This window comes from Roseomonas sp. F4 (genome assembly GCF_053891155.1).
Map to the genome: position 1 here is coordinate 188,051 of NZ_JBSSHK010000005.1, position 26,198 is coordinate 214,248.

Consider the following 26,198-nt stretch of genomic DNA (forward strand, 5'->3'; position numbering starts at 1 on the left):
GGCCCGGGCCGGTCGGCCTGGGAGTTTGGCGGGTTGGCAGGCACCCGCCCGCCTTCAGCGCGTCTCGATGGTCAGGCTGCGGCCGCCGACATTCATTTCGACGCCACTGCGATTCTGCTCCTGATAGGCCCAATAGCCGAGGGCACCGACCGCGATCAGCAGCACGCCGATAACGGGGTAAAGCAGGTTACGACTCATCTTCAGCGGTTCCGTCTCTGTCTCCCGCCTCGGATTGTCATCGTCGCGGTTGAGTACAGATCGCCCCACCGGACCGGGAGTTCAGATCATCACGACTTCGTGACACAGATTCCGCAAATCCCGACCCTTGTTCAGGCGGAAAGTCGCTCCAACGCCGCCGCATCCACCTCGAAGTTCGCATAGACGTTCTGGACGTCATCATGGTCGTCGAGGATGTCGAGCAGCTTCAGCACTTCCCGCGCCTTTTCCTCATCCAGGTCGATCGTGGTGCTGGGCCACCATTCCAGCTTGCCGGCCTCGGCCGTGCCGAATTTCTGCTCCAGCGCGTCGCGCACCGCGGCGAAATCCTCCACGGCGCAGGAGATTTCGTGGCCGTCCTCCCCACTCTCGACATCATCGGCGCCGGCCTCGATGGCGGCTTCCAGCATGGTATCGGCATCGGCGGCGGCGGGGGGGTAGCGCAGCACGCCCTTGCGCTCGAACTGGAAGGCCACCGAGTTGGTCTCCCCCAGCGCACCTCCATTTTTCGCGAAGATGGAGCGCAGGTCACCGCCCGTGCGGTTGCGGTTGTCGGTCAGCGCCTCGACGATCACGGCGATGCCGTAGGGGCCGTAGCCCTCATAGCGCATCTCCACATAGTCCTCGCCGACCCCGGCGGTGGCGGCGCGCTTGATGGCGCGGTCGATGGTGTCGCGCGTCATATTCGCCACCAGCGCCGCCTTTACCGCGGCGCGCAGGCGCGGATTCATCGCGGGGTCGGGCAGGCCTTGCTTCGCGCTGACCGTGATTTCCCGGATCATCTTGCCGAAGGCCGCGGCCTTCTTGGCCCCCTGCGCCGCCTTGCGGTGCATGATGTTCTTCGCGTGCGAATGGCCCGCCATGGCCTCGGTCTCCGTCATCGGGCGGGGCGGGGTTGGGTCCCGGCCACCGGCACTGGTCTCGGCGCTGCTATAACGGCCGGGGGGGGGCGGCGGCAAATCCACCCTGCGCCAAAGGACGCCAATCGGCCCGCCTCAATCCCGGGTTCACCAATCAGGGCCACAATCGGCGCATGGACAGCCCTGCCTCTGCCGAAATGATGCAGCGCCTGCTGATGCGCCTCAGTGCTTTCGCGCTGTTGCTCACCTTGGTGGCCGTTGGCGTCAACCAGTTCCTGCTGGAGCGGCTGCTGGGCGCCGCCGCCCAGAACTGGACCGAGCAGTTGGCGACGGACATGCTGCGGCAGGACCCCCGGCTGCCTGCCCTGCTGCGGGGCGCGCCGGCCGAGCCAGGCCAGTTGGAGCATCTGCGCACCGCACCCCTTCCAGGGGAATTTGCTCATGTCCAGCTTCTTGGCCTGACCGGCGATGTCCTGGTGGAGGCCGGCCCCGTGGCGGTCCTGCCCCGGCGCCGTGCGCGCCACAGCTGGGCCGAGGCGCGTGTCGTGGATGCCAGCGGCACGGCCGGCATCCTGGTGGCGGCCTTCCGGGACAGTGGGCGCCGGCAACAGCTGCGTGGCGCATTTCGCACCGCCCAGCTCAGTATGCTCGTCGTCGGCCTGGCCATGCTGGCGCTGCTGATCGGTCTCGGCCGGCGCGGACGGCAGGAGGCGGCGGCCGTTGGCCGGGCCAACCACCTGATGCGCCACGACGCCCTGACCGGCCTCGCCACCCATGCGGAGCTGCATGACCGGCTGGCCAGCACGCTGGCGACGGCGCGGGATCAGAACCGGCAGGTGGGTGTGCTGGTGCTGAATCTGCGCGGCTTCCGCGACGTGAATGCCCTGCATGGCCGGGCCACCGGGGATGCGGTGCTGGCGGCGCTGTCGCTGCGGCTGCGCGGGTTGGTGCGGCGGGAAGATACGGTGGCGCGGCTCTCGGCCGATCGCTTCGCCGTGGTCCAGACCGCGATCGCGGGGGATGAGGATGCGCAGTCACTGGCCGAGCGCCTCGCCAATGCCTTGGCGGAGCCATTGCCCCTGCCGGGCGGCCCGCACATGACGCTGGCGGTGGAACTCGGCCTGGCCATCGCCCCGCAGGACGGAGAGGAGGCGGAGCTTCTGCTGGCCCGCGCCGAGGCCGCGCTCTCCGCCGCCCGGGGCCAGCCTGGCCCCTCCATCCGCGGCTTCGAGCCCGGCATGGACGAAGCCCTGCGCTGGCGGCGGGAGACGGAGGCCGATCTGCGCCAGGCCATCGAGGCGGAGGCGCTGACGCTGCACTACCAGCCCCAACGCCGCCTGAGCGACCGCCGGCTGGTGGGGTTCGAGGCGCTGCTGCGCTGGCCGCATCCGGAGCGCGGCCTGATCCCGCCCATCGAATTCATCCCATTGGCGGAGGAGACCGGGCTGATCGTGCCTCTCGGCGCCTTCGTCATCCGTGCCGCCTGCGCCGAGGCGGCACGCTGGCCGAGCGACCTGCGCATCGCGGTGAACCTGTCCCCGGCCCAGTTCCGGCATGGCAACCTGGTCTGCACCGTGGCCGACGCGCTGGCCAGCACCGGCCTGGCCGCCAACCGGCTGGAGCTGGAAATCACCGAAAGCCTGTTGCAGGAGGATCCGGAGGATGTGGTGCGCCTGCTGCGCGACCTGCGGGGCCTCGGCGTATCCATCGCCATGGATGATTTCGGCACCGGCTGGTCCAGCCTGGCGCATCTGTGGCGCTTCCCCTTCGGCAAGCTGAAGATCGACCGCGCCTTCATCACCGAGCTGGGGCGCGACCCGAAGCTCTCGGCCATCGTCACCACCATCGTGGGCCTCGGCCGCATCCTCGGCATGACCGTGGTGGCGGAAGGGGTGGAGACGGAGGAACAGGCCCGCATCCTGACCTCGGAGGGCTGCGAACAGGGCCAGGGCTGGCTGTTCGGCCGCCCCGTGCCGGCGGAGGCCGCGCGGCGGCTGATCGCGGAGCACCAGGCGCAATTGTCACGCAGCGCCGCCTGACGGCGGGCGCCGCGCCGGATTATCTCCGGCGCATGCTGATCCGCCCCGCCGCCGAATCACCGCATCTGCCCGAGGTCGCTGCCTGGCTGCATGCCCAATGGTGGGCCGTGGACGGCCATGCGCTGGCGGAGACGGAGGCATTCCTGCGTACCGCCACGGGGCCGGCGGCGCCCTGCGCGCTGATCGCGGAGCGGGATGGCCGGCCGCTCGGCACCGCGACCCTGGACCGGGAGGATCTGCCGAGCCGTCCGGACCTGTCCCCCTGGCTCGCCTCCGTCCTGGTCGCGCCGGAATATCGCCGCCAGGGCGTCGCGACAGCCCTGGTGACGGAGGTGCGCCGCCGGGCCGCCGCGCTGGGCCATGCGCGGCTTTGGCTGTTTACCCAGGACCAGGGGCCCTTCTACGCGGCGCGGGGCTGGGTTCCGGAAGGGGAAGAGACATGGCGCGGCCGGCCCGTGCAGCTGATGTCCTGCCGGCCCTGAGCATCGGTTCCGCGCCCTCCGCCAGCGCGTCCAGAAACCCCTTCGCCTCCGCCCGCATCGCCGCCACCTTCTCCGGCGCCATTTTTGTCAGCGTCCGCAGCGGCATGGCCATGCGCGGGTTCCGGGCGAAGCGCGGGGCGTGGCGGGCAACAAAATCCCAGTAGAGGAAATTGAAGGGGCAGGCGCCCGGCCCGGTCGGCCGCTTCACGTCATAGGCGCAGCCGCGGCAGTGGTTCGACATGCGGTTGATATAGGCGCCGCTGGCGGCATAGGGCTTGGAGGCCATGATGCCGCCATCGGCATGCAGCGCCATGCCATGGGTATTGGGCAGCTCCACCCATTCATAGGCGTCGGCATAGACCACCATGTACCAGTCATTCACCTCCGCCGGGTCGAGCCCGGCGAGCAGGGCGAAATTGCCCGTCACCATCAGCCGCTGGATGTGATGGGCATAGGCCAGGTCGCGCGTCTGCCCGATCGCGGCCGCCATGCAGGCCATCGCCGTCTCGCCGGACCAATAGAGCCAGGGCAGCGGCCGATGCGCCTCCAGCGCATTGGTGGCGCGATAGTCCGGCATCTTCAACCAGTAGATGCCGCGCACATATTCGCGCCAGCCGAGGATCTGCCGCACAAAGCCTTCCACCGCGTTCAGCGGCGCATCGCCGCGCTGCCAGGCTTCCTCCGCCGCGCGGCAGGCGCGCATCGGATCGAGCAGGCCGCAATTCATCGCCGCCGAGATCAGCGCGTGGAACAGCGTCGCCTCGCCCTCCGCCATGGCGTCCTGGTAGTCGCCGAAGCGCGGCAGGCGGTGGGTGATGAAATCCGCCAGCGCCTGCTCCGCCGCTTCCGCCGTCACCGGCCAGGCGAATTTTTGCGTCGTGCCGAAATGGTCGGGGAATTCGCGCTCGACCAGCGCGATGACCTCCTGCGTCGTCGTATCGGGCGGGAAGGCGCACGGCGCCGGGGGGCGCAGATCGGCGGGCAGCGCCGCGCGATTTTCGGAATCATAATTCCATTGGCCGCCGGCGGGCTCGTCCGGCGCGTGCATCAGCAGGCCCGTCTCCCGCCGCATCTCGCGATAGAAGTACTCCATGCGGAGCTGCTTCCGCCCCGCCGCCCAGCTGCGGAAGCGGTCCAGCGTGCAGAGGAAGCGCGTATCCTCGCGGATCTCCACCGGCAGCCCGGTGGCCTCCGCCCAGCCCTGCATATCCTGCAGCACCCGGAATTCGCCGGGATGGGTGCAGAGGATGCGAAGTGCGCCATGCGCCTTCGCCGCCCGCGCCACCTCCCCCGCCAGGGTCTGCGTATTGCCGGGATCGTCGAGCCGCACATAATCCACGGTGATTCCGCGCGCGCGCAGCGCCTCGCAAAAATGCCGCATGGCGGACAGGACCAGCGCGATCTTCTGCTTGTGGTGGCGGACATAGGTGCATTCCGCCCGCACCTCCGCCATCAGCACCACGTCGTGGGCGGGGTCGAGTCCCTCAAGCGCGGAAAGCGTCGCCGTGCACTGGTCGCCGAGGACGACGCGCAGCGTCCTCACGCGCGTTCGTAGCGCACCGCGCTGCCATCCTCGCCCGTGGTGGTGAAGCCCACCCAGGTGCCGGCGGCGTCGTAGAGCACATCCGCCCCCTCCCCACCGATCACCACCACGCGGCTGCCGCCGGAGGCGGGGGTGATGCGCAGCTCCGGCGTCACGGCCTCGCCCTTGCGGGGGTCGATCAGCGGCACGCCGGGGCGCAGCGTGGCCATTCGCCACCAGGTCATCGGCGCCGCCTGGGCCGGCAGCCGAGCCTCGCCGCCGGCATTGCGCAGCAGCAGGCCGCCCGCCGCCACGCGGGCGCTGCATTCGCTGCGGGTACCATTCTTGTCCAGGCGGGAGTCCAGCGCCTGCAGCCGGTCGCCGCGCCAGGCCTCCAGCGTCTCATGCCGGTAGCGGAAGACGGTGAAGCCCATCAGCTTCACCTCGATCCGCACATCGCTGACCGCCTCCAGCACCCCCGCCTGTTCGCGGAAGCGCACGCTGTGGCGACCGACCTCGTTGCCGGCACGAATGATCCGGAAATCGATCCCCGCCGGCTGCGCCATCGCCGCATCCGCCAGCAGCATCGCCGGTATCGCCGCCAGCGCCGCGCGCCGCCGCATCACCCGCGCCCCGCGATGACGCCACGCCCGCCATCGACGCCGATGACCTGGCCGGTGATCCAGCCCGCGGCGTCGGAGAGCAGGAAGTCGGCCAGGGCGGCGCTGTCCTCCGCCTCGCCCAGCCGGGGAATCGGGTGTTGCTTGGCAATGGCCTCGGCCATCTGGGGACTCCGCGTCAGGGGTTCGGCCAGCGCCGTGCGGGTCAGGCTCGGCGCGATGCAGTTGACGCGGATATGTGGCGCCAGTTCGGCGGCGAGCGCCACCGTCACCCCCTCCACCGCCGCCTTGGCCCCGCTGATCGCCACATGGCTCGGAAAGCCGGTGCGCGCAGCGACGGAGGAAAACAGAACCACGGCCCCCTTCCCCGCCGCCAGCGCCGGCGCCGCCGCCTGCACCGCGAGCGTCGGCGCGGCGGCATTCAGCCGGAAGGTCTCCAGCAGATCGGCCTCGGTCAGCCGGGCCAGCGGCTTCAGCAGGATGGAACCGATGCAGACCGCGAGCCCGGCCAGCGGGCTGCCCGCGGCCGCGACGGCCGCCTGGCGCTGCGCCGCATCCGTCACATCCGCCGCCAAGTGGTCGCAGCCCAGCTCCGCCGCCAGCGCCGCCAGCGGTGCCTCCCGCCGCGCCACCAGGAAGGGGCGCGCACCGCGGGCCGCCAGGCGTCGCGCCAGCGCCGCCCCGATTCCGCCCGTCGCCCCGAAGACCAGCACCTGACCCGCCATGACCCACACCTGAGAAGATTGGCGGCACAGATGGCCCCGTACCCATGAAGGAAAAGGCATGTGCGGATGATCCCGGCGGTGGTCGCCAATCCGGCCCCGCCGTGCCATGCTGGCCGCATGCGCCAATTGCTGCTGCTGCGGCACGCCAAGTCCTCCTGGGACGACCCGCGCCTCTCCGACCACGCCAGGCCGCTGAATGCGCGTGGGCGCCGGGCCGCTGTGGCCATGGGGGCGGCGATGCGGGAGCTGGGGCTGGCGCCGGATGTCGTGCTGGTCTCCTCCGCCCGCCGCACCCTCCAGACGCTGGAGGCGCTGGCGCCGTTGGAAGGCTCGCCCCTGATCGAGCCGATGGACGACCTCTACCTCGCCGCCTGGCCCAGCCTGATCGACGTGCTGCGCCGGGTGCGGGAGACGGCGCGCAGCGTGCTGGTCATTGGCCACAATCCCGGCCTGCACGACCTGGCCATGGCCCTCGCCGGCCCCGCCGCCATGGCCTCCGGCAGCCCGATGACCCAGCGCCTGGCGGAAGGCTACCCCACCGCAACCCTGACCGAATTCGCCCTGGCCCTGCCCTGGGGCCGGGTGGAGGCGGGTGGCGGCAGGCTTTTGCGGATTCTCTCCCCCGCCGACCTGCCCGCCGCCGACCCCTCCGAACTGACCGTCTGACCTTATGTCCGCCACCCTGCCCCATCTGACTTTGGAAGCGGTGCTGGACCCGGCGCTGGCGGCCGGCCTGTTCCGCAACCCGGTGCTGTCGGCACGACGCGCCGGGCGCAGCCGCTCCGTCGCCGCCGCGCTCACCTGGCTCGACACCGCCAAGGGCGCATTGGCGGAGGAAGGCCTGGCGCTGGAGGCGTCCAGCCCGCGCGCGCCGCGCCGGCTTTTCCGGGTGCTGCCCGACGCCAGCTGGCGCCCCGCCAGCCCGCCCGAACTGCTGTCCAGCCTGGCCGCCGATGCCGAGCCGGAGGAGGCCGGCGGCGCGCCGCTGGTGCCGCTGGCGGCCTTCGTCGGACGGCGGCTGACCGTGCCGCTGGCCGGGGCGGTGGAGGCCAGCCTGCTGCATGGCGCATTGCGCGCAGGCACCGCGGAGCAGCCGGTGGCGCGGCTGACCCTGACCGGCCCGGCCGAGGCGGCGCTGGAGACGATGCAGGCCCTCGCCCGCGCCCTGCCTTTGCTGCCACCCCGCATGGCCCTGGCGGAGGAAGCGCGCGCCCTGGCCCAGGGTGAGGCCCCGCGCGCCCGCCGCCTCGGCGCCCCGCGGCTGGAGCCCGAGATGGGCGTCGAAGCGGCGCTCAAGCTGCTGATCGGCCATCTGACGGAGGTGCTTCTGTGGCATGCGCCGTTGGCGCAGGCCGGGCGGGACCCGTCCGGCGTGCACCAGATGCGCGTCGCCCTGCGCCGCCTGCGCTCCGCGCTCAAGGCCTTCCGCGCGGCGGCGGATGGACCGGCGCTGCGTGGCTTCGATGCCGGGCTGAAGACTCTGGCGCGCGGTCTCGGCCCAGCGCGGGATTGGGACGTGTTCCTGGCCGGGCTCGGCGCCGAACTGGCCGAGGCGCTGCCGGAGGAGCCGCGCATCGCCGGCCTGCTGGCGGCGGGACAGGCGCATCGTGACGCCGCCTATGACGCGCTGCGCGACCAACTCGCCGGGGCGGAGTTCCGCCTGCTGATCTGGCAGGCCGTGGCGCTGGATGTGCGGACGCCCTGGCGGGCAGAGTCGGATGAGGAGGCCACCGCCCATCGCGACGCGCCGCTGGAGGATCTGGCGAGCCATCTCCTGGCCAGGCGCTGGCGCCGCATGCAGGCGGTGGGGGAGGAGATTTCGCAGCTTCCGGATGCCGAGTTCCACGCCCTGCGGCTGGATGGCAAAAGGCTGCGCTACCTGGCGGAGCTGTTCACCCCGCTCTTCGGCCGGAAGCGCGGCCGCCGCTTCCTGGAACGGCTGGCGGAGATGCAGGAACAGTTCGGTCTGGCGAATGATGCAACCGTGGCACGCGCCCTGGTTGAGAGTGAGGCGCAGGGTCCCGGTGCCTGGGCCGCAGGCGTGGCAGCAGGCTGGGCACTGGCCCGGTCACGCCGCGCGCGGGGCCGCGCGGAGAAGGCGTGGGCGGCGATGCTGGCGGCGGAACCCTTCTGGAATCAAGGGTGAAGCAGGCGATTTTCGCCTAAGATTTAATATAAATGAATGGGTTGCGCGTTCATCCGCGCTTGGGTTACCCGTAGCCTATCCGGCGGGCATGCCGGCTCAGCAGCATCAGGCAGCGCATCCTCCCCGTGTTCCGACGCCGTCGCATTTTCCGCCCCGCCCCCACCCCGCGTCGTTGGCGCGCGCCCTTCGTCGCGCTCGCCGGGGTGTTGATCGTCGCCGCCCTGTCGGGCATCGGGCTGCCGCCCGATCTGATGGGTTCGGCACCCCGAGAACAGGATTGGTCGGCCCTGGCCGCGGAGGTGCGCGTGGTGGATGGCGACACCCTGCGGCTGGGGGATCGCACCCTGCGCCTGTCCGGCATCGACGCACCGGAACGCGGCCAGTCCTGCACCGATGCGCAGGGCAATTGGTTCGATTGCGGCGCGGCGGCGGCGGAAGCGCTGTCCCGTCTGGTCAATGGCCGGTCGGTGCTGTGCCGGGTGCATGGCCGCGACCGCTACGGCCGCGGCCTGGGCCGTTGCAGCGCCGGCGGGGCGGAGCTGAACACCGGCCTGGTCGGCGCCGGCTGGGCGTTGTCCTATGGCGAGGACGAACTGGCCATGCAGGCGGTGGAAGCCGCCGCGCGCCTGTCCGGGCGTGGGCTCTGGGCCGGCAATTTCACCCGGCCGGAGGCCTGGCGCCGCCGCAACTGACGGCGGCGGTAAGGCTCGCGGCGGGCTCGCCCAACTGTTCATCGCCCCCCACGTTGCCAAGCAGGCAAAGAGGCTCCTATCTTGCGTTGCACCATAACGGTGGCGCGAGTAAGGCGAGTGCCACCGCCCCCTGCCTGCGAGGAAGCAAGCCATGACCGTCACGGCCAACGGGTCCGTCACCTTTACCCTCGACGGGTCCAACCGCAGTACCAGCCTGCCCATTCTGAAGGGAACGGTCGGCCCGGATGTCGTCGACATCCGCAAGCTCTACGCCGATCTCGGCGTTTTCACCTTCGACCCCGGCTATGGCGAGACGGCGAGCTGCGAGAGCCAGATCACCTATATCGATGGCGACGAGGGCGTACTGCTGTATCGCGGCTACCCGATCGAGCAGCTGGCAGAGAATTCGGACTTCATCGAGGTCTGCTACCTGCTGATGAACGGCAACCTGCCGACCGCGGACGAGCTCGCGAAGTTCCGCAAGGGTGTGACCTATCACACCATGGTCCATGAGCAGATCCGCAACTTCTTCAACGGCTTCCGCCGTGACGCGCATCCCATGGCGATCATGTGCGGTGTGGTCGGCGCGCTGGCCGCCTTCTACCACGACAACCTCGACATCAATGACGCGCATCAGCGCGAGATCGCAGCCTTCCGCCTGATCGCGAAGGTGCCGACCATCGCCGCCATGGCCTACAAGTACAGCCAGGGCCAGCCCTTCGTGTATCCGCGCAACGACTTGTCCTACGCGGCCAACTTCCTGCACATGCTGAACTCGGTCCCGGCCGAGGAATACAAGGTCTCCCCCACCCTGGCGAAGGCGATGGACCGCATCCTGGTCCTGCATGCCGACCATGAGCAGAATGCCAGCACCTCCACCGTGCGGCTGGCCGGCTCCACCGGCGCCAACCCCTTCGCCTGTATCGCCGCCGGCATCGCGGCGCTTTGGGGCCCCGCGCATGGCGGCGCCAATGAGGCGGTGCTGAAGATGCTGGCCGAGATCGGCCATGTCGACAACATCCCGGACTTCATCGCCAAGGTGAAGGACAAGAACTCCGGCGTGAAGCTGATGGGCTTCGGCCATCGCGTGTACAAGAACTTCGACCCCCGGGCGAAGATCATGCAGCAGAGCTGCCACGAGGTGCTGTCCGAACTCGGCATCAAGGACGAGCCGCTGCTCGACCTCGCCATGGCGCTGGAGAAGGTGGCGCTGGAGGACGAGTATTTCGTCTCCCGCAAGCTGTACCCGAACGTCGACTTCTATTCGGGCATCATCCTGAAGGCGATGGGCATCCCGACCAGCATGTTCACGGTGATCTTCGCCGTGGCGCGCACCGTGGGCTGGGTCAGCCAGTGGAAGGAAATGATCGAGGACCCTGCCCAGCGCATCGGCCGCCCGCGTCAGATCTACACCGGCCCGGCGCAGCGGGACTATGTCCAGGTGCCGCAGCGCGGCTGACGACCCCGCCTAACCCGCCCGCGGCACCCATGCCGCGCGGCGGGCCAGCCTTAAGCACAACCCCGCCGGCCCTGCCGCGCGGGGTTTTTTCATGCCCGGGCGGCCCCCGCCCGGCCCCGCTCCGGCACGGGCCAGAACAGCCGGTGATAGCCGCATCCCGGGCCACAGCCGTTGCGACATCGAGAAATCCCCGGCGCTGCAATTGTCGCGCCGGGCCAAGCAATTGAATCCCTGTGGAAAAATCACCCGCTGCAATTGAGGGCCAGCTTTTGGGGTGCCGCGAGGCGCTTCCGTCCCCCTCTGCTGTGCCGCGCAACCTGACGTCGTCTGCAACCCCGGCGCGTGTTTTCTTAAAAAACCTTGCAATTTCGCCTTGATGTCGGCGCCCGTTCAGGGAATCTATCTACGTAGGGTTGATATTCACAGGGGACATAAACCGTATGAGCGAAAAACTCCGCCTTGGCTCCGGCAAGGAACTCGATGAGCTGGTGCGCAGCCGCCTGCGGCTCTGGCCACAGCGTCCACCCGGGATCACCCGCACCCCGAAGCAGCCGGGCACCTGGCTGCGCGGGCGGCCGGGCGACCTCTCGATGGTGGCGCAGCCCTTTCTGAAGCTGCCGGGGACCAACACCTACCGGACCATCCCGGACGGCCTCTGGCTGCATTTCAGCCCGGACCCGGCGGATCGCTACGCCGACATCCTCTGCATCGAGGCCTGCGGCTCCATCACCAACCTGCAGGACAAGCGGGCGCGCTTCGCGCCCTCCACTTCCTCGCTGCTGGTGGTCTGCCCGCTGCGCTGGATGCTGGACCGGGTGGGGACGGAGGATGAGACGCCGCGCTGGCGCCTGATCCGCCTGCTGCGGGAAGCGCCGACGGAGCCACTGGTGCTGCCGGTGCGCGACGTGCGGGTGCTGTACGGCCTGAAGGCGCGCCATTACCTCGGCTTCGCCAAGTCCCAGATGCCGCAACCGCACGAGTATTTCTGCCCGATGGACGCGCTGACGGCGGTCGACAGTCATGAGGCGCCGGAGATGCAGTCCCTGATCGGTCGGGCCAGCGCCAGCGCGAATTTTCTGACCCCCCCGTGACCCGGCATCGCCGGTCCCGGATTGGCACGGCGCGGTGGGGCGCCGCGCCGATCAGGGCTTGGCGGCCCCTTTAGTCCGGGCCTAACGGCCACGGTCCCGGAAAAAGCAACAGGAACTTCACAGATCCCCCCTGCCCGATCCGCCACGGTCGCTCTAGATGCGGCAGGGCATCCGGTCACGGCAGGGCATCAATGACACTTCACAGGCGCGGTTTCGGCTTGGCCGCGGCAGGTTTCGCCGCCACCGGGCTGCTCGGCAGGCCCGCGCTGGGCCAGGGGACCTCCTCCGGCGTCTCCGGCCCGCTGGTGCTCTATACCTCGCAATTGGAGCCCGATGCGGCGCAGACGGTGGAGGCCTTCCGCGCACGCCATCCGGGCGTCACCGTCGAATGGATCCGCGCCGGCACCGGCCAGATCATGACCCGGCTCCGCGCCGAGATCGCGGCCGGCCAGCCGCGCCCCGACGTGCTGCTGCTCGCCGACAGCCTGACCTTCGAGGGGCTGCGCCAGGAAGGCCGGCTGCGGCCGAGCCCGGAGGTGCAACTCGGTGGCACGCCGGCCGCGCAGGTGGATGCGGCGCGCGGCTACTTCGCCACCAAGCTCATCACCACCGGCATCGTCCATCACGCCCGCGCCCCCTTCGTGCCCAAGACCTGGACCGACCTGCTGGAGCCCCGCGCCCGCAACCAGGTGGCGATGCCCTCCCCCGCCGTCTCCGGCGCCGCCGCCATCCATCTCTGCGCGCTGGCGCAGAATCCGGCGCTCGGCTGGTCCTATGTGGAGCGGCTGGTCGCCCATGGCGTGCAGGCGCGCGGCGGCAATGGCCCGGTGATGCAGGCGGTGGCCGGCGCCGAGCGCGCCTTCGGCATCGCCATCGACTACCTGCCGATCCGCGAGGCGGCGCGTGGCGCCCCGGTGCGCTTCGTCTTCCCGGAAGACGGCGTTTCCGCCATCACCGAGCCCGCCGCAATCCTGTCCACGACCCGCAACGCCCCGGCGGCCATCGCCTTCCTCGACTTCCTGCTGTCCCGGCAGGGCCAGGAACTGGCCTCACGCCAGGGCTTCTTGCCGATCGATCCGGAGGTCGCGCCGCCGGCCGGCTTCCCGGACCCGAAGTCGATCCGCATCATGCCGCTCGACGCCGCCCGCGCGGCGGAGGAACAGCCCGACCTGCTGCGCCGCTTCGCCGCCCTGGTCGGCGGCTGAGGCCGCCGGTCGCACCTTGACGCGAGAGGGAGAGGCAGGCCCGGGCCTGGGGCGGGGGATCGCGGCCCTGTCGCTCGGCTGGCTGCTGCTGATCGGCGCCTTGCCGCTGGCGCGACTGCTGGCGGAGGCGCTGGCGGGCACCGCCATGGCCCAGGCGCTGGCGGATGCGGCGATCTGGCGCGCGGCCTGGCGGTCGCTCGCCTTGTCGATCTCGGCGGCGGCGCTGGCGACGCTGGTCGGTGCCACGCTGGTCTGGGCGCTGCTGCTGCGCGACCTGCCGGGTCGGCGCGTGCTGATCTTCCTGGCGGTGCTGCCGGCACTGGTGCCGGCGCAAGTCATGGCGCTGGGCTGGATCCAGGCGGGCGGACCTGCCTCCCCCCTGCTGCTGGCGCTGGATCTGGCGCCGCCCATCGGTACGCCCAATCCGATCTACTCGCCGCTCGGCATGGCGCTGCTGCTGGCGGTGCAATCCGCGCCGCTGGTGCTGCTGGCCACCGCCGCCTTGCTGCGCCGCGTGCCGGGCGAGGTGGTGCTGGCGGCGCGCGGGCTGGGCGCGACGCCGGAGGCTGCGCTGCGCCGCGCCGTCTGGCCGCTGCTGGCGCCGGGGCTGCTGGCGGGTGCGGGCCTGGCCTATGTCGCGGCGCTGGGCAATTTCGGCGTGGGGGCGCTGATCGGCATTCCGGCGCGGTTTCCGGTGCTGCCGGTGCTGATCTGGCAGCGGCTCTCCTCCGGCGGCACCGCCTCCCTGGCGGAGGCCGCGGCGCTGGCGCTGCTGCTGGCGGCCATGGCAGCGCCGGCGCTGCTGTTACAGGCCCTGGCGGCACGGCGGGCCCCGGCCTCCGGCCGCCTGCCCTTCGCGGCGGTGGCGCTGCCGGGCCTGGCCGGGGGGGCGGCTTTCAGCGCGGTCGGGCTGTATCTGTTCGTGGTGCTGGCGGTGCCGATGCTCGCCTTGCTGGCGGCCGCGCTGGTGCCCGCCATGGGGATGGAGCTGAACGCGACCTCCGCCACGATGCGCCATTTTGTCGCGGCGGTGGCACCCGATGCGCAGACCGGGCGGGCCTTCGGCAATTCCCTGCTGCTCTCGGCCGGCGCGGCGCTGCTGCTGGCCGCCGCGGCGCTGCCTATTGCGCTGACGCTGCGCGCCCGGCCGGTACGGCTGGCCGCGACCTCGACCGACCTGCCTTATGCGCTGCCGGGCGCCTGCACCGGGGTTGCCGCCATTCTTGTCGTGCTGTCCTTGCCGGGCGGTGGGGCGCTGTATGGGACGCTGGGGCTGATCCTGTTCGCCTATCTCACCCGCTTCCAGGCGCTGGCCCTGCGCCCGGCGGCGGCTGCCGCCGCTCGGCTGGATCCGATCCTGGAGGAAGCGGCGCGCGGCATGGGCGCCGGCCCCTGGCGCCGGCTGTGGTCGATTCATTTGCCGCCCCTGGCCCCGGCGCTGGCGGCCGGCGGCATCCTGGTGGCACTGACGGCGGTGAATGAGGTGACCGTCTCCTCCCTGCTTTATGGGCCGGGGACGCAGACGCTGGGCGTGCTGGTGTTCAGCCTGCAGGAAAGCGGCCAGTCGCCCCTGGCCGCCGCCGTGTCCTGTCTGGCGCTGCTGTTGAGCGCGGCGCTGATGGCGGCGGCGACGCTGGCCGCGCGGCGACTTCCGGCGGGGACGCTGCCGTGGCGGCCGTGAGGGAGCAGGACATCGTCCTCCGCGCCGCCAGGAACGGCGATCTCTCCGGCATGCTCGACCTTTACCGGCATCTCCACCCGGAGGAGCCGGCCCTGGCGCTTGAGGCTGCCGAAGGGCCATGGCGCGCTCTGCTGCAATCGGGGCTCACCACGGTCTTCGTGGTGGAGGCGGGGGGTCAGCTGGTGGCCTCCTGCACGCTGGTGGTCGTGCCCAACCTGACCCGGGGCGGCAGGCCCTATGGCGTCATCGAGAATGTGGTGACCGACGCCGCGTTTCGCCGGCGGGGTCTGGGCTGTCTTGTGTTGCGCGCGGCGCTGGACGCGGCCTGGGCCGCCAACGCCTACAAGGTCATGCTGGCGACCGGTTCCAGGCAGGAAGCGACGCTGCGCTTCTACGAGGCTGCTGGATTTCAGCGGGGCGGGAAGACCTTTTTCCAGGCCCGGCGTCCCTGAGTGGTGGGCGCGCCCGCGCCCGACCACATCGGTAATTCACACCGCCAGCGAATAAAACATCCGCGCCGCCGTCAGGAACAGAAACGCCGCAAAGGCCCGCTTCAGCAGCAGCGGCGGGATGGTATGCGCCAGGTGCACGCCCCAGGGCGCCGCGATCATCGAGCTCGGCACGATCAGCGCGAAGCCGATCAGGTTCACATAGCCAAGGCTCAGCGGCGGCAGCAGGGGATCGTTCCAGCCGCCATAGACGAAGCCGATGGTGGCCGGCACCGCGATGATGATGCCGAAGGCGCTGGCGGTGGCGACCGCGCTGCGGATCGGCGCGCCGAACATCGACAGGATCGGCACGCCCACCGTGCCGCCGCCGATGCCCATCATGGCGCTGACCGTGCCGATGAAGCCGCCGAGGCCATGGCGCAGCGGGCCGGTCGGGAAGGTTTCGCGCAGCTTCCACTCAACGCCGGTGAAGCCCATGTTGAGCGCGACGAGAATGGCGATGACGGCGAAGACCAGCGTCAGCGCCTCACCCTTCAGCCAGATCGCCAGGAAGGTGCCGAGCAGCACGCCAAAACCGATCGACGGCGCCAGCGATTTCAACAGCGGCACATCCATGGTGCCCTTGGCGTAGTGCTTGCGCGCCGATTGGATGCTGGTCGGGATGATGGTGGCGAGCGAGGTGCCGACGGCCAGCTTCATCTGCACCGCCTCCGGAATGCCGAACAGCGGAAAGACGTTGAACAACACCGGCACGATGACGATGCCGCCGCCAACGCCCAGCAGCCCCGCAAGGGTGCCGGAGATCAGCCCGGTGATCGCCATGGCGACGGCAAGCCCCGCCAGCCAATAGGGGTCGGTCATATGCTCCACGGGGACGGCAACTCCTGATGCGGGCGTAGGGTGGGCGTGCCATACACCCGGCCTCCCACCGCGTCATCCCGGGGTCATCCGCTTGCCCATCATCGACGATCCCTGGTTCTGGGCGCTGGCCCTGCCCGCCTTCCTGCTGACCGGGGTCAGCAAGGGCGGCTTCGCCTCCGGTGCCGGCAATGTCGCGGTGCCGCTGATGTCGCTGATCGTGCCGGCGCCGCAGGCCGCCGGCATCGCGCTGCCGGTGCTCTGTGCGATGGACATCTCCTCCATCCGCGCCTGGTGGGGGCGGTGGAGCGTCGATCAGCTGCGCATCATCCTGCCGGGCGGATTGTTGGGCATCGCCGCGGGGGCGGCGGTGTTCGGGCTGATGAGCAATGCGGCGGTGAAGCTGATGGTGGGCGGCATCGCGCTGGCCTTCCTGGCGCGCAGCCTGTGGCAGGCGCGGCCCGGCCGCGCCACGCCGGCGCCGGCCACGCCCAGCCGGCTGCGCGGTGGCTTCTGGGGCATGGTCTCCGGCCTGACCAGCACGGTGGCCCATGCCGGCGGGCCGCCGCTGGCGGTCTATATGTATCCGCTGCGGCTGGACCGGGCGACGCTGGCGGCGACCACCGTCGTCTTCTTCGCCGTGATGAACTACGTGAAGCTCATCCCCTATGCCCTGCTTGGCCAGCTTTCCGTCACCAACCTGCTGACCAGCCTGCTGCTGCTGCCGATGGCCCCGCTCGGGGTGAAGCTCGGCATCTGGCTGCAATCGCGGATGAGCGACAAGGTCTTCTACCGCATCGTCTATGTGATGCTGGGCGTCACCGGCACGAAGCTGGTCTGGGACGGTCTGGCCGGGATTTTCTGATCAGCCCCCCGTGCGATAGGCTGCGAGGATTTCGCCACCCGCGGCGCCCGCCTTCGCTTCCCAGTCCCGCACCGCCTTGCCGCCGGCCTCCTTCAGCGCCGCCAGCAGGGGCGCGCCGGGGCGGGCGATGGTGACGCCGTTCTGGCGCATGCGCGCCTGGTTCGCCGCGTCACGGGTTTCCAGCAGCGTCCAGAGGCCGGCCTCGGTGCGGGTCGCGGCGCGTTCCAGGGCGGCGCGCTGGCCATCCTCCAGCGCCCGCAGCTTCGCCGGATCGCCGAAGGCCAGGCTGACCGGCATGGCGTAGCCGATCTCGGTGAAATGCGGCAGATGCTCCCACAGCCGCCGCCCGGCCCCGCCATCGCCGGAGGACAGCACGGCATCCAGCGAGCCATCGGCCAGCCGCGTCGCCACCGCCTGGAAGCTCAGCAGCTCCGCCTCGGCGCCCAGCGAGCGCAGCGTCTCCGTGCCCGTCGCGTCATAGGTCCGCACCTTCAACCCGCGCAGATCGGCCGGGGTGGCGATGGGGCGGCGGGACCAGATGCCGGTGGGCGGCCAGGGCGTGCAATGCAGCAGGGTGACGCCGAGCTTTTCCAGCGCCGCCAGATAGGCCGGGCGGGCGGCGGCCAGCAGCCGCTTCGCCTCATCGGCCGAGGTCGCCAGGAAGGGCAGCGAGGACAGCAGGAAGACCGGGTCGAGCTCGCCCAGGGCGCCCGCGAAGGCATCGCCGATGGCGAAGCGCCCTTCCGCCACCGCCCGCGGCATGGCGGCGGAGCGCACGCCGCCCGGCGCGTCGAAGGCCGGTGTGATCTCCAGCGGCTTCGCCGTCTCCGCCAGCCGCACCAGGCCCTCGGCCGGCATCGCGCCGGCCGGATATTCGGTGGCGGCGGTCCAGGCGCCCCCACTCTGCTGGGCGGCAGCTTGTTGGGTCATCGACAGCAGGGGCATGGTGGCGGTCAGGGCGATCAGGCTGCGGCGGCGCATGGGGCGGGACTCCGGTGTCGCCATCAGCATAGGACGGGACTCGGGTGATGGCGGAACAAAGTCTTGGTGTTTTGGGCGGCATGGGGCCGCTGGCCTCGGCGCAGTTCATGCTGCGGCTGACGCTGCTGACCGATGCGGCGCGCGACCAGGACCATATCCCCGCCGTGCTCTGGTCCGACCCGCGTGTGCCGGACCGCACCGCGGCGCGGATTGCCGGCGGCGAGGACCCCCTGCCCGCGTTGCTGCGCGGCATTCGCGGCCTGGAGACCGCCGGCTGCGGCGCCATCGCCATCCCCTGTAACACCGCGCATGGCTGGTTCGAGGCGATGCAGGCGGCGACCCCCCTGCCGATCCTGCACATCGTCGATGCGGCGGAGGCCGAACTTTTCCGAGTTGGCGTCGCCCCCGGCCCGATCGGGTTGATGGGCACCGCTGGCACCTTGGCGATGCGGCTCTATCAGGAAAGGCTGGAACCGCGCGGCTGGAACTGCCTGGTGCCTGATGACGCGGAGATGGCGCGGCTAGTCTCCCCTGGCATCGCGGAAGTGAAGGCCAATCGCGTCACGGAAGCTTATGTGCCTCTGGCGGAAGCGGCGCGCAACCTAGTCGCGCGCGGCGCGCGCGCGGTGGTGCTGGGCTGCACCGAAATCCCCCTGGGCATCGCCGCTGGCCCGGCTTTACCCTTCCCGGTCTGCGATACCATCGATGGGCTGGCGCGGGCCGCGATCGGCTGGGCCGGGCGCCCTGCTTCACACGCGATGTGAACGACGCCAGGCAACTTCGGTTGCGTTGGGGCTTTCAAGGAAGGTGAACTACCGCAACGCAGCATAATCGGGGGTGCCCTTGGACAATTTCACCTTGGCCACACGCCGCTTCATCGCAACGCTCTACTGGATCCCGGACTGGCTACTGAGCCTCGCGCTCTTCGCCATCGCGATCGGGGCTGCTCTTTTGGCCAAGCGGATCATCTTCCGCCTTGCCACCAATCTGGTCAGCGAAAAGGACCTGTTCTGGCGGTCCCTGGTGCAGCGGACGGAGGGGCCGATCCGCCTCGCCCTCATCATCATCTGCCTGGGCTTTTTCGTCAGCGTCGCGCCGCTGAGCTTCGGCCAGGCCAGCATGTCCCGGCATCTGCTGCTGGTCTGCTTCATCTTCCTGGTGGGCTGGGTAGCGCGGACCGTGCTGCATATCTGGACCACCATCTATCTGCGCCGCTTCAAGCTGGATTCGGAGGACAACCTCCTCGCCCGCAAGCACACGACGCAGTCGCGCATCCTCCAGCGCGTGGCCGGCTGGCTGATCATGACGATCACCATTGCCGTGGCGCTGATGACCTTCGAGGGCGTCCGGCAGTACGGCGTGTCGCTGCTGGCTTCGGCCGGTGCCGCCGGCCTGGTGCTGGGCCTTGCGCTTCAGCCTCTGCTGAAGAATCTGGTCGCGGGCATCCAGCTGGCGGTGACGCAGCCGATCCGGCTGGAGGATGCGGTGATCGTCGAGGGCGAATGGGGCAATGTGGAGGAGGTGACGGCAACCTATGTCGTCATCCGGCTATGGGACTGGCGCCGGATGGTGCTGCCGCTGAGCTACTTCCTGGAACATCCCTTCCAGAACTGGACGCGCGAAAGCGCCAGCCTGATCGGCACCGCGATGATCCATGTGGACTACACCGCGCCGATCGAGGCCATGCGCCGCAAGCTGAACGAGATCGCCGCCGCCTCACCCCTCTGGGACAAGCGAGTGGTGAACATGCAGGTCACCGACTTGCGGCCGCAGACCATGGAGGTGCGCATGCTGGTCAGCTCGACCAATGCCGGCCGGACCTTCGACCTGCGCTGCGAGGTGCGGGAGAAGATGATCGCCTTCCTCCAGCAGGAATATCCGCATGCCCTGCCGCGCAACCGCGCCGAGCTGGAAGGCCATCAGGAGCGCCCGATCGCGGTGCGCAGCGAAGTCGCGCGGCGGATACGGGCCGCCTGAGCTCAGACGGCTTCAGGGTCGAACAGATAGCCCACGCCCCGCACGGTGCGGATCGCCATCGGTCGGGTGGGATTGCGCTCCACCTTGCGGCGCAGCCGCATGATGCGCAGGTCGATGGCGCGGTCGAAGGCCTCCGGCTCCTCATCGCCGGAGGTGCGCTCCAGCAGCCAGTCGCGGTGCAAAGCGCGGTTGGGATTTTCGACGAACAGCTTCAGCAGGGCGAACTCGCCCTCGGTCAGGGTGTCCTCCCGGCCTTCCGCCGTCAGCAGCAGGCCGCGGCGCAGATCCAGCACGGCCCCGCCAATGCGGACCTTGCCGGGCGGCAGCGCCTCAGGCTTCTGTGCGGCCTGGGCGGCGCTCTCCGCCCCGGCGCGGCGCATCACGGCGCGAATCCGGGCCAGCAGTTCCCTCGGCTCAAAGGGTTTCGTGATATAGTCGTCGGCACCGGATTCCAGGCCGACCACACGGTCCACCAGATCGCCCGCGGCGGTGAGCATGATGATACCGAGCAGCCCGGATTGGCCTCGCAGCCAGCGCGCCAGGGCGAAGCCATCCTCCCCGCCCGGCAGTCCGACATCGAGCAGCGCAGCATCCGGCATCCCCGCCGCCACCGCGGCGCGGCAAGCGCGGCCATCGGCCACCCCTTCCACCGCAAAACCCTGCCCGGCCAGATAGGCGCAGATGGTCTCGCGCTGAAACGGGTCGTCCTCGACAACGAGGAGGTTGGTCGTGCCACCAGCCATAGGATCTATCCCCGCCTGCGCGCTGTCCGAAATGCTCCGTTACAAAGCCCGGCGAGTCCCGTCAAAGGTCGGTTTTACGCGAAACAGGTGAAACACTGCGCGGGGGACGATGAAACACAAGTTACTTCGGATTCGGGCATGATGCCGTGATGCTCCATATCGCCCGCTCCGCCGGGAACTTGCCGGCGGCTGAGCTCGCCGCCTTGCAGGCGGAGGCGCTGGCGAATCTCGCCGGGCCCTTCGCGCTGTTCGCCGCCGACGGCCGGCTGGTTTCCGCCAATGCCTGCCTTCCCTGGCTGCTGCCCGAGGAGGGTCCCGACAGCACGCCGCCCGACAGGCTCGACGACCTGCTGACCGCCATCGGCCGCGCCGGCGCGGCCCTTAACCCCGCCATCGCAGCGGCGGAGAACCCCGCAACCTGGCTGCCGCCGGGCCTTGGTGACGGGCGCAATCTGGACTGGCTGACGCCACGAGGGCAATGGTTCCGCATCCATCTGCGGCGCCTGTCTCACGGCCTTGTGCTCACGGCGACCGATATTTCCGATGTGAAGCGCCGCGAGGCGGAGTTTGCCGCCGCTGAGACCGTGCTGCAGACCGCCTTCGACCACATCACCGACGGCGTCGTGATGTGGGACGCCGATATGCGGCTGCAGTTCTGGAATCGGGAGACGCTGCGGGTCGGCGATTTCCCGGATCACCTCGCCTATAAGGGCGTCAACATCCTCGATGTGATGCGCTACCAGGACCAGCGCGGCGAGTTCGGCGCCCCCCCCGGCAACGAGGCGGAGCTGGAGGAGCGGGTGGCGCGCCGCGCCGCGCTGCTCAACCGGCCGGGCGGCGTCTCCTATATTCGCCAGGCGGCCTCCGGCCTTTGGCTGGAAGTGAAAAGCGTGCCTATGGAAGGTGGCGGCGCGGTGCTGATGTACCGCGACATCACCGAGCTGAAGCAGCGGGAGCAGGAGCTGGCGGAAGCGCGCGCCACGTACCAGCTCATCCTCGACAGCATGACCGATGGTGTCGTGCTGATGAACCAGGACCTGACCTTCCGCCTGGGCAATCGCGCCGCCATCCGCATGTTCGATCTGCCCGCCGAGCTGGGCACGCCCGGCGCTTCGGCCGTGGAGGCCATGCGCTACCGGCTGCGGCGCGGCGACCTCGGCCCTGTGCCGACGGATGAGGCGGCCTTCGAGGCGCTGGTCGAACAGCGCCTGGCACTGGCCCGCCAGCCCGGCCAGGCCCCGCAAATGATCCGCGGTGCCCAGGGCGAATGGATCGAGGCCTCCTCCGTCCCCACCCCGGATGGCGGCGTGCTGGTGATCTATCGCGACATCTCCGCCCTGAAGGCGCGGGAGGAGGAGTTGCAGGCCGCCCGCGTGACGCATGAGCTGGTGCTGGACACGATGAATGACGGGCTGGTGCTCTGGGGCCCCGACCTGCACGTGCGCCTGCTCAACCGCCAGCTCGCCGGCTTCTACGGCATTCCGGAGGAGCTGACGGTGCCGGGCGCCGATGGGCGCGAGATCCTGCGCCTGATGCACCGCCGCGGCGACTACGGCACGCCGCCGGCCGAGGGCGCGCCGCTGGAGGCCGCCGTGGAGGGCCGCGTGCAGGCCATCCTGAACCCCGTCGGCGAAAGCGACATCCGCATCGCCCCCTCCGGCGCCTGGGTGGAGATCACGCGCCAGCGGCTGCCGGATGGCAGCGTGCTGTCCACCTACCGCAACGTCTCCCGCCTCCAGGCGCGGGAGGCGGAGCTGCGCCAGGCGCGCGACATGGCTCGGGCGGCGGAGGCGGCGCTGTCGGCGACCATCGAGAATATGAGCCAGGGGCTGGTGATGTTCTCGCCCGACCGCAAGGTGCAGGTCATCAACCGCCGCGCCATCGAATTGCTGCGCCTGCCGCTGGAACTGGCGCAGGAAGGGACGCCGCTGGAACACATCACCGCCTGGCAGCTCGGCAGCGGCGAGTATGAGGACAGCCCGGAAAACACCGAACGCGCCCAGGCGGTGATGGCGGGCGCGCCGCTGCCGGTCGGCCAGTTCATTCGCCGCCGCCGCGATGGATCGGTGCTGGCCGTGGAATCGGTGCGCCTGCCCGATGGCCGTTCCGTCCGCACCCTGACCGATGTGACGGAACGTCAGCGGCAGGAGGCGGCGCTGGCCGCAGCACGGGACCAGGCGCGCGCGACCAACAACGCCATGGCCGCGACCATCGAGCATATGAGCCAGGGCCTGGTCATGGTGGACCCCGACCGCCGGGTGCGGGTGATGAACCGCCGCGCGGCGGAGATCCTGGCCCTGCCGCCGCATCTGGCCCAGCCCGGCGTGCCCTTCGGCGAGCTGGTCGCCTTCCAGCATGCGCGCGGCGACTATGACGGGTCCGAGCACCGCATCGAGGAAGCCCGCCGCGCCATCGCCGGAGAGGCGCTGAACGAGGAGCGCTACGAACGCGCCCGCCGCGACGGCACGGTGATCGAGGTGCATGCGCGGACCATGGAGGATGGCGGCGCGGTGCGGACCTATATGGACGTGACGGAGCGCAAGCGGGTGGAAAGCGCACTGGCCGCCGCGCGGGATGCGGCCGAAGGGGCCAACCGCGCCAAATCCGCCTTCCTCGCCGCGATGAGCCATGAAATCCGCACCCCGATGAACGGCGTGCTCGGCATGCTGGAAGTGCTGGAACGCACGCCGCCCGGCCCGGCGCAGGAACGCTGCATCGCGGTGATCCGCGAAAGCGCCGGATCGCTGCTGCGCATCATCGACGACCTGCTGGACTTCTCGAAGATCGAGGCGGGGCGGATGGAGCTGGAGGCCCTGCCCTTCTCCCTGCGCGGGCTGGTGGAGGGCGCGGTCGATACGCTGACGGTGGAGGCCAAGCGCCGGGGCCTGCTGCTCTTCGCCGATCCGATCGGGCCGGCGACGCCGCAATCGCCGGACATGGTCTGCGGTGACCCGGTGCGGGTGCGGCAGATCCTGTTCAACCTGGTCGGCAATGCCATCAAGTTCACCGATGTGGGCTTCGTGCGGCTGCGCGCTTCCGCCAGCAGGTCCGGGGATGCGGTGCTGGTTTCCCTGATGGTGGAGGACAGCGGCGTCGGCATGACGCCGGAGCAGTTGGGAAAGCTGTTCCAGCCCTTCGCCCAGGCCGATACCTCCACCACGCGGCGCTTCGGGGGCACGGGGCTTGGATTGTCGATCGTCCGGCGGCTGGCGCAGTTGATGGGCGGCGATGTCTCGGTGGAGAGCACGGCAGGGCGGGGCAGCCGCTTCTCCGTCACGCTGCGGCTCGGAATCGTCGAGGCGACGGATGCCGGCGCCGTGGCCGAGACACTGCCCAGCCTGCCCGCCGCCACCGCGAGCACGGATATCCCACGCCTGCTGGTGGTCGACGACCATCCCGTGAACCGGGAAGTGCTGGCCCGGCAATTGGAGCTGCTCGGCTGCCAGGCCGATATGGCGGAGGACGGGGCGCAGGGGCTGGCGCAATGGCGCGCCAAGCGACACCGGCTCGTGCTGGTGGACCTGCACATGCCGGTGATGGATGGGCTGGATCTGGCGCGTGCCATCCGTCGGGACGAGGCGGCGCAACCGGAGCTCGGCCGCGCTGCCCTGATCGCGGTGACCGCCAATGCGCTGAAGGGCGAGGATGAGCGCTGCTACGCCGCCGGGATGGATGGCTTCCTGGCCAAGCCCCTGGCACTCGACCTGCTGGGCCGCACCCTGGCGCGCTTCCTGCCGGACCGCGCGGCCACGCAGGGCGTCGAGCCCGGCCCGCCCCCGGTGGAAACCGCGCCGCTGTTCGATCCGGAGGCATTGCGCAGCCTGTTCGGAGCCGATCCGAAGCGGCTGGCCGGGCTGCTGGCGAGTTTCCGGGAGGGTGTGAAACGGGATGTGGAGGCGGTGGCCGCCACCCTGGCCGCCGCCGACCTGCCGGGCGCGGCGGCCGCGGCGCATCGCCTAAAGGGCGCGGCGCGTATGGCCGGCGCGCGACCCCTGGCGGATCTGCTGGCGGTGGTGGAGCTGGCCGCGCGCGATGGCAATCAGGATGCGGCGGCGGGCGCCGCCTCGCGGCTGCCGGCGCTGGCGGAGCGCACCCTGGCGGCGGTGCAGGCGGCGGGGTGAGCGGCGCCATTCCGGCGGTTTGAAGCACAGGCTACATTCGGGTCATTGCGGACCAGTTTGCGCGCTGGTATCGATTCTGAAGTCGACGCTCCAGACGGCGGGGCTTACGGGGGCACTGTGATGACCAAGTTTCGAATGGCGGGTGTCCCCTGCTTCGCGGCGTGCGTGCTGGCGCTGGGCCTCGCCGTCGCCCACCCCGCGCCCCTTCACGCCGAGGCCTGCGAGGAGGGCCGGCCGCTTGCCACTGGCCTCTGCGCCTCGGCGGAAGCGACGCTCGACATCATCGGCTCGGTCCGGGGTGGGGTGCGGACCGGCGTCGCCGCGATCGGGCAACTGCGCCTCGGCCTGACGGCCGATCTGGAGACGATGGCCGGGCTTGAGGGCTGGCACGCCGCCGTCAGCGCGATCGGCATCATGGGCCGCCAGCCGACTCCGACCCTGGCCGGCAGCCTGGCGCCGGCCAGCAATATCGAGGCGCTGTCGACGGTCCGCCTGTTCGAAATCTGGCTGGAGCGGCGGGTGGAAGGCTGGGGTTCGCTGCGCTTCGGGCAGCTCGCCGCCGACAGCGAATTCGCCACCTCGGAAGCCGCGGGCAAGCTGGTCAACGGCACCTTCGGCTGGCCGGTGGCCCTGGCCGGCGCGCTGCCCTCTGGCGGCCCCGCCTATCCGCTGGCCACGCCTGGGCTGCGGCTGGCGCTCGGCGATCCGGAGGCCGCGAGCGGGGTGCGCCTCGGCATCTTCTCCGGCGATCCAGGTGGCCGGCACGGCGAAGCGACCGATCCGCAGCGGCATAACCGCTATGGCACGACCTTCAGCGACACCGGCGGCGCCTTCCTGATCGCAGAGGCGGTGACCGGTGGCGAGGCGCCGGAGGACGGGCCGCGCCCCTGGGTCCTGAAGCTAGGCGGCTGGTACCACAATGGCGGCTTCGACTCGCCGCGCTTCGACGAGACGGGCCTGTCCCTCGCCGATCCGCAGGGCAACGGCGTGCCGCGCCGCTTCGGCAGCAACCATGGTGGCTATGCGCTAGGGGAGGTGGTCGCCTGGCGCGGGCAGGAAGGGCATGTCGCGCTGTTCGGCCGGGTTTTCGCGCAGCCGGCGGATCGCAATGCGGTGGATCTGCAGATCGATGGCGGCCTCGCCTGGCACGGCGCCTTCGGACGCGGCGAGGATACGCTGTCGCTCGGTCTTTCCTGGGCGCGGATCGGCCGGGATTCGCGCAGCTTCGACCGCGAGCAGATCGCCTTCGGCGCGACGCGCCTGGTGCGGGACCATGAGGCGGTGCTGGAGCTGAACTACGACCTCGCGGTGATCCCGGATCGGCTTTCGGTCCGGCCGCTGGTGCAACTTCTGTTCAACCCCGCGGCCGGCGACCCGGATGAGCGGCGCGACGCGGCGCGTGCCCTGCCCGACGCCGTGTTGCTGGGCCTGCGGGTGACGGCGACTTTCTGACGGACCCGGCGCCA

23 protein-coding genes are annotated in these 26,198 nt (G+C 70.5%); 15 read left to right on the forward strand and 8 right to left on the reverse strand.

Annotated features, from left to right (window positions below; all coding sequences use genetic code 11):
• Positions 1 to 54: 54 nt before the first annotated feature.
• A complete protein-coding gene (locus tag ACVFYP_RS20650) occupies positions 55 to 198 on the reverse strand; it encodes a hypothetical protein (RefSeq protein WP_216877166.1) in 144 nt (47 codons plus the stop codon).
• Positions 199 to 329: 131 nt separating this feature from the next.
• Positions 330 to 1,079 carry a YebC/PmpR family DNA-binding transcriptional regulator gene (locus ACVFYP_RS20655; protein WP_499202106.1) on the reverse strand — a complete coding sequence of 250 codons (750 nt, stop codon included), beginning with the start codon at positions 1,077 to 1,079 and terminating at the stop codon, positions 330 to 332.
• A gap of 170 nt (positions 1,080 to 1,249) precedes the next feature.
• Here ACVFYP_RS20655 and ACVFYP_RS20660 point away from each other — a divergent pair, with 170 nt between their 5' ends.
• The gene (locus ACVFYP_RS20660) at positions 1,250 to 3,115 is read left to right on the forward strand and encodes a putative bifunctional diguanylate cyclase/phosphodiesterase (RefSeq protein ID WP_499202107.1); all 1,866 of its coding nucleotides are present in this window, start codon (positions 1,250 to 1,252) and stop codon (positions 3,113 to 3,115) included.
• A gap of 32 nt (positions 3,116 to 3,147) precedes the next feature.
• Positions 3,148 to 3,597, forward strand: coding sequence for a GNAT family N-acetyltransferase (locus tag ACVFYP_RS20665; RefSeq protein WP_499202108.1), 450 nt, complete (start codon positions 3,148 to 3,150; stop codon positions 3,595 to 3,597).
• Here ACVFYP_RS20665 and ACVFYP_RS20670 read toward each other — a convergent pair.
• Genes ACVFYP_RS20670 through ACVFYP_RS20680 form a run of 3 tightly spaced genes read right to left on the reverse strand, consistent with a single transcriptional unit; the run spans position 3,494 to position 6,464 of the window.
• Positions 3,494 to 5,140: a cryptochrome/photolyase family protein gene (locus ACVFYP_RS20670; protein ID WP_499202109.1), complete on the reverse strand. Its 1,647-nt coding sequence runs from the start codon at positions 5,138 to 5,140 to the stop codon at positions 3,494 to 3,496. The two genes, ACVFYP_RS20665 and ACVFYP_RS20670, sit on opposite strands and share 104 nt — an antisense overlap.
• A complete protein-coding gene (locus ACVFYP_RS20675) occupies positions 5,137 to 5,742 on the reverse strand; it encodes a DUF6134 family protein (RefSeq protein ID WP_499202110.1) in 606 nt (201 codons plus the stop codon). The genes ACVFYP_RS20670 and ACVFYP_RS20675 overlap by 4 nt, the downstream gene beginning before the upstream one ends.
• The gene (locus tag ACVFYP_RS20680; RefSeq protein ID WP_499202111.1) at positions 5,742 to 6,464 is read right to left on the reverse strand and encodes an SDR family NAD(P)-dependent oxidoreductase; all 723 of its coding nucleotides are present in this window, start codon (positions 6,462 to 6,464) and stop codon (positions 5,742 to 5,744) included. Before ACVFYP_RS20680 ends, ACVFYP_RS20675 begins: the two co-directional genes overlap by 1 nt.
• A 66-nt stretch (positions 6,465 to 6,530) precedes the next feature.
• Here ACVFYP_RS20680 and ACVFYP_RS20685 point away from each other — a divergent pair, with 66 nt between their 5' ends.
• The 8 genes from ACVFYP_RS20685 to ACVFYP_RS20720 all read left to right on the forward strand — a co-directional run bounded on the left by ACVFYP_RS20685 (position 6,531) and on the right by ACVFYP_RS20720 (position 15,190).
• On the forward strand, positions 6,531 to 7,130 hold the full coding sequence (locus ACVFYP_RS20685) for a SixA phosphatase family protein (protein WP_499202544.1): 600 nt from the start codon (positions 6,531 to 6,533) through the stop codon (positions 7,128 to 7,130).
• A 4-nt stretch (positions 7,131 to 7,134) separates the two neighbouring features.
• On the forward strand, positions 7,135 to 8,610 hold the full coding sequence (locus ACVFYP_RS20690) for a CYTH and CHAD domain-containing protein (RefSeq protein ID WP_499202112.1): 1,476 nt from the start codon (positions 7,135 to 7,137) through the stop codon (positions 8,608 to 8,610).
• A 125-nt stretch (positions 8,611 to 8,735) separates the two neighbouring features.
• Complete coding sequence (locus ACVFYP_RS20695; protein WP_499202113.1) at positions 8,736 to 9,302, forward strand: thermonuclease family protein; 567 nt, start codon at positions 8,736 to 8,738, stop codon at positions 9,300 to 9,302.
• Between the two features lie 151 nt (positions 9,303 to 9,453).
• Positions 9,454 to 10,761 (forward strand): citrate synthase, encoded by a 1,308-nt coding sequence (gene gltA, locus ACVFYP_RS20700; RefSeq protein ID WP_499202114.1) that lies wholly within the window; start codon positions 9,454 to 9,456, stop codon positions 10,759 to 10,761.
• A 440-nt stretch (positions 10,762 to 11,201) separates the two neighbouring features.
• Positions 11,202 to 11,852 (forward strand): hypothetical protein, encoded by a 651-nt coding sequence (locus tag ACVFYP_RS20705; protein ID WP_499202115.1) that lies wholly within the window; start codon positions 11,202 to 11,204, stop codon positions 11,850 to 11,852.
• Between the two features lie 191 nt (positions 11,853 to 12,043).
• On the forward strand, positions 12,044 to 13,057 hold the full coding sequence (locus tag ACVFYP_RS20710; protein WP_499202116.1) for an ABC transporter substrate-binding protein: 1,014 nt from the start codon (positions 12,044 to 12,046) through the stop codon (positions 13,055 to 13,057).
• 16 nt (positions 13,058 to 13,073) lie between these two features.
• Positions 13,074 to 14,738 carry an ABC transporter permease gene (locus ACVFYP_RS20715; RefSeq protein ID WP_499202117.1) on the forward strand — a complete coding sequence of 555 codons (1,665 nt, stop codon included), beginning with the start codon at positions 13,074 to 13,076 and terminating at the stop codon, positions 14,736 to 14,738.
• On the forward strand, positions 14,726 to 15,190 hold the full coding sequence (locus ACVFYP_RS20720) for a GNAT family N-acetyltransferase (RefSeq protein WP_499202118.1): 465 nt from the start codon (positions 14,726 to 14,728) through the stop codon (positions 15,188 to 15,190). Before ACVFYP_RS20715 ends, ACVFYP_RS20720 begins: the two co-directional genes overlap by 13 nt.
• Before the next feature lie 36 nt (positions 15,191 to 15,226).
• Here ACVFYP_RS20720 and ACVFYP_RS20725 read toward each other — a convergent pair whose 3' ends face one another.
• A complete protein-coding gene (locus tag ACVFYP_RS20725; RefSeq protein WP_499202545.1) occupies positions 15,227 to 16,048 on the reverse strand; it encodes a sulfite exporter TauE/SafE family protein in 822 nt (273 codons plus the stop codon).
• A gap of 91 nt (positions 16,049 to 16,139) precedes the next feature.
• Between ACVFYP_RS20725 and ACVFYP_RS20730 the strand changes: the two genes are divergently transcribed.
• On the forward strand, positions 16,140 to 16,910 hold the full coding sequence (locus ACVFYP_RS20730) for a sulfite exporter TauE/SafE family protein (RefSeq protein ID WP_499202119.1): 771 nt from the start codon (positions 16,140 to 16,142) through the stop codon (positions 16,908 to 16,910).
• Here ACVFYP_RS20730 and dctP read toward each other — a convergent pair whose 3' ends face one another.
• A complete protein-coding gene (gene dctP, locus ACVFYP_RS20735; protein ID WP_499202120.1) occupies positions 16,911 to 17,891 on the reverse strand; it encodes a TRAP transporter substrate-binding protein DctP in 981 nt (326 codons plus the stop codon).
• A 47-nt stretch (positions 17,892 to 17,938) separates the two neighbouring features.
• On the opposite strand from dctP, the gene cuyB reads away from it, so the two are divergent.
• Together cuyB and ACVFYP_RS20745 are read left to right on the forward strand one after the other, a co-directional pair.
• Positions 17,939 to 18,655, forward strand: coding sequence for a cysteate racemase (cuyB, locus tag ACVFYP_RS20740; RefSeq protein ID WP_499202121.1), 717 nt, complete (start codon positions 17,939 to 17,941; stop codon positions 18,653 to 18,655).
• A 94-nt stretch (positions 18,656 to 18,749) separates the two neighbouring features.
• Complete coding sequence (locus ACVFYP_RS20745) at positions 18,750 to 19,868, forward strand: mechanosensitive ion channel family protein (protein ID WP_499202122.1); 1,119 nt, start codon at positions 18,750 to 18,752, stop codon at positions 19,866 to 19,868.
• Between the two features lie 2 nt (positions 19,869 to 19,870).
• On the opposite strand, the gene ACVFYP_RS20750 is transcribed toward ACVFYP_RS20745, so the two are convergent.
• The gene (locus ACVFYP_RS20750) at positions 19,871 to 20,611 is read right to left on the reverse strand and encodes a response regulator (RefSeq protein ID WP_499202123.1); all 741 of its coding nucleotides are present in this window, start codon (positions 20,609 to 20,611) and stop codon (positions 19,871 to 19,873) included.
• Between the two features lie 149 nt (positions 20,612 to 20,760).
• On the opposite strand from ACVFYP_RS20750, the gene ACVFYP_RS20755 reads away from it, so the two are divergent.
• Both ACVFYP_RS20755 and ACVFYP_RS20760 read left to right on the forward strand, forming a co-directional pair.
• Positions 20,761 to 24,732, forward strand: coding sequence for a PAS-domain containing protein (locus ACVFYP_RS20755; protein WP_499202124.1), 3,972 nt, complete (start codon positions 20,761 to 20,763; stop codon positions 24,730 to 24,732).
• A 120-nt stretch (positions 24,733 to 24,852) separates the two neighbouring features.
• On the forward strand, positions 24,853 to 26,184 hold the full coding sequence (locus ACVFYP_RS20760) for a carbohydrate porin (protein WP_499202125.1): 1,332 nt from the start codon (positions 24,853 to 24,855) through the stop codon (positions 26,182 to 26,184).
• The last annotated feature ends 14 nt before the right edge of the window (positions 26,185 to 26,198 follow it).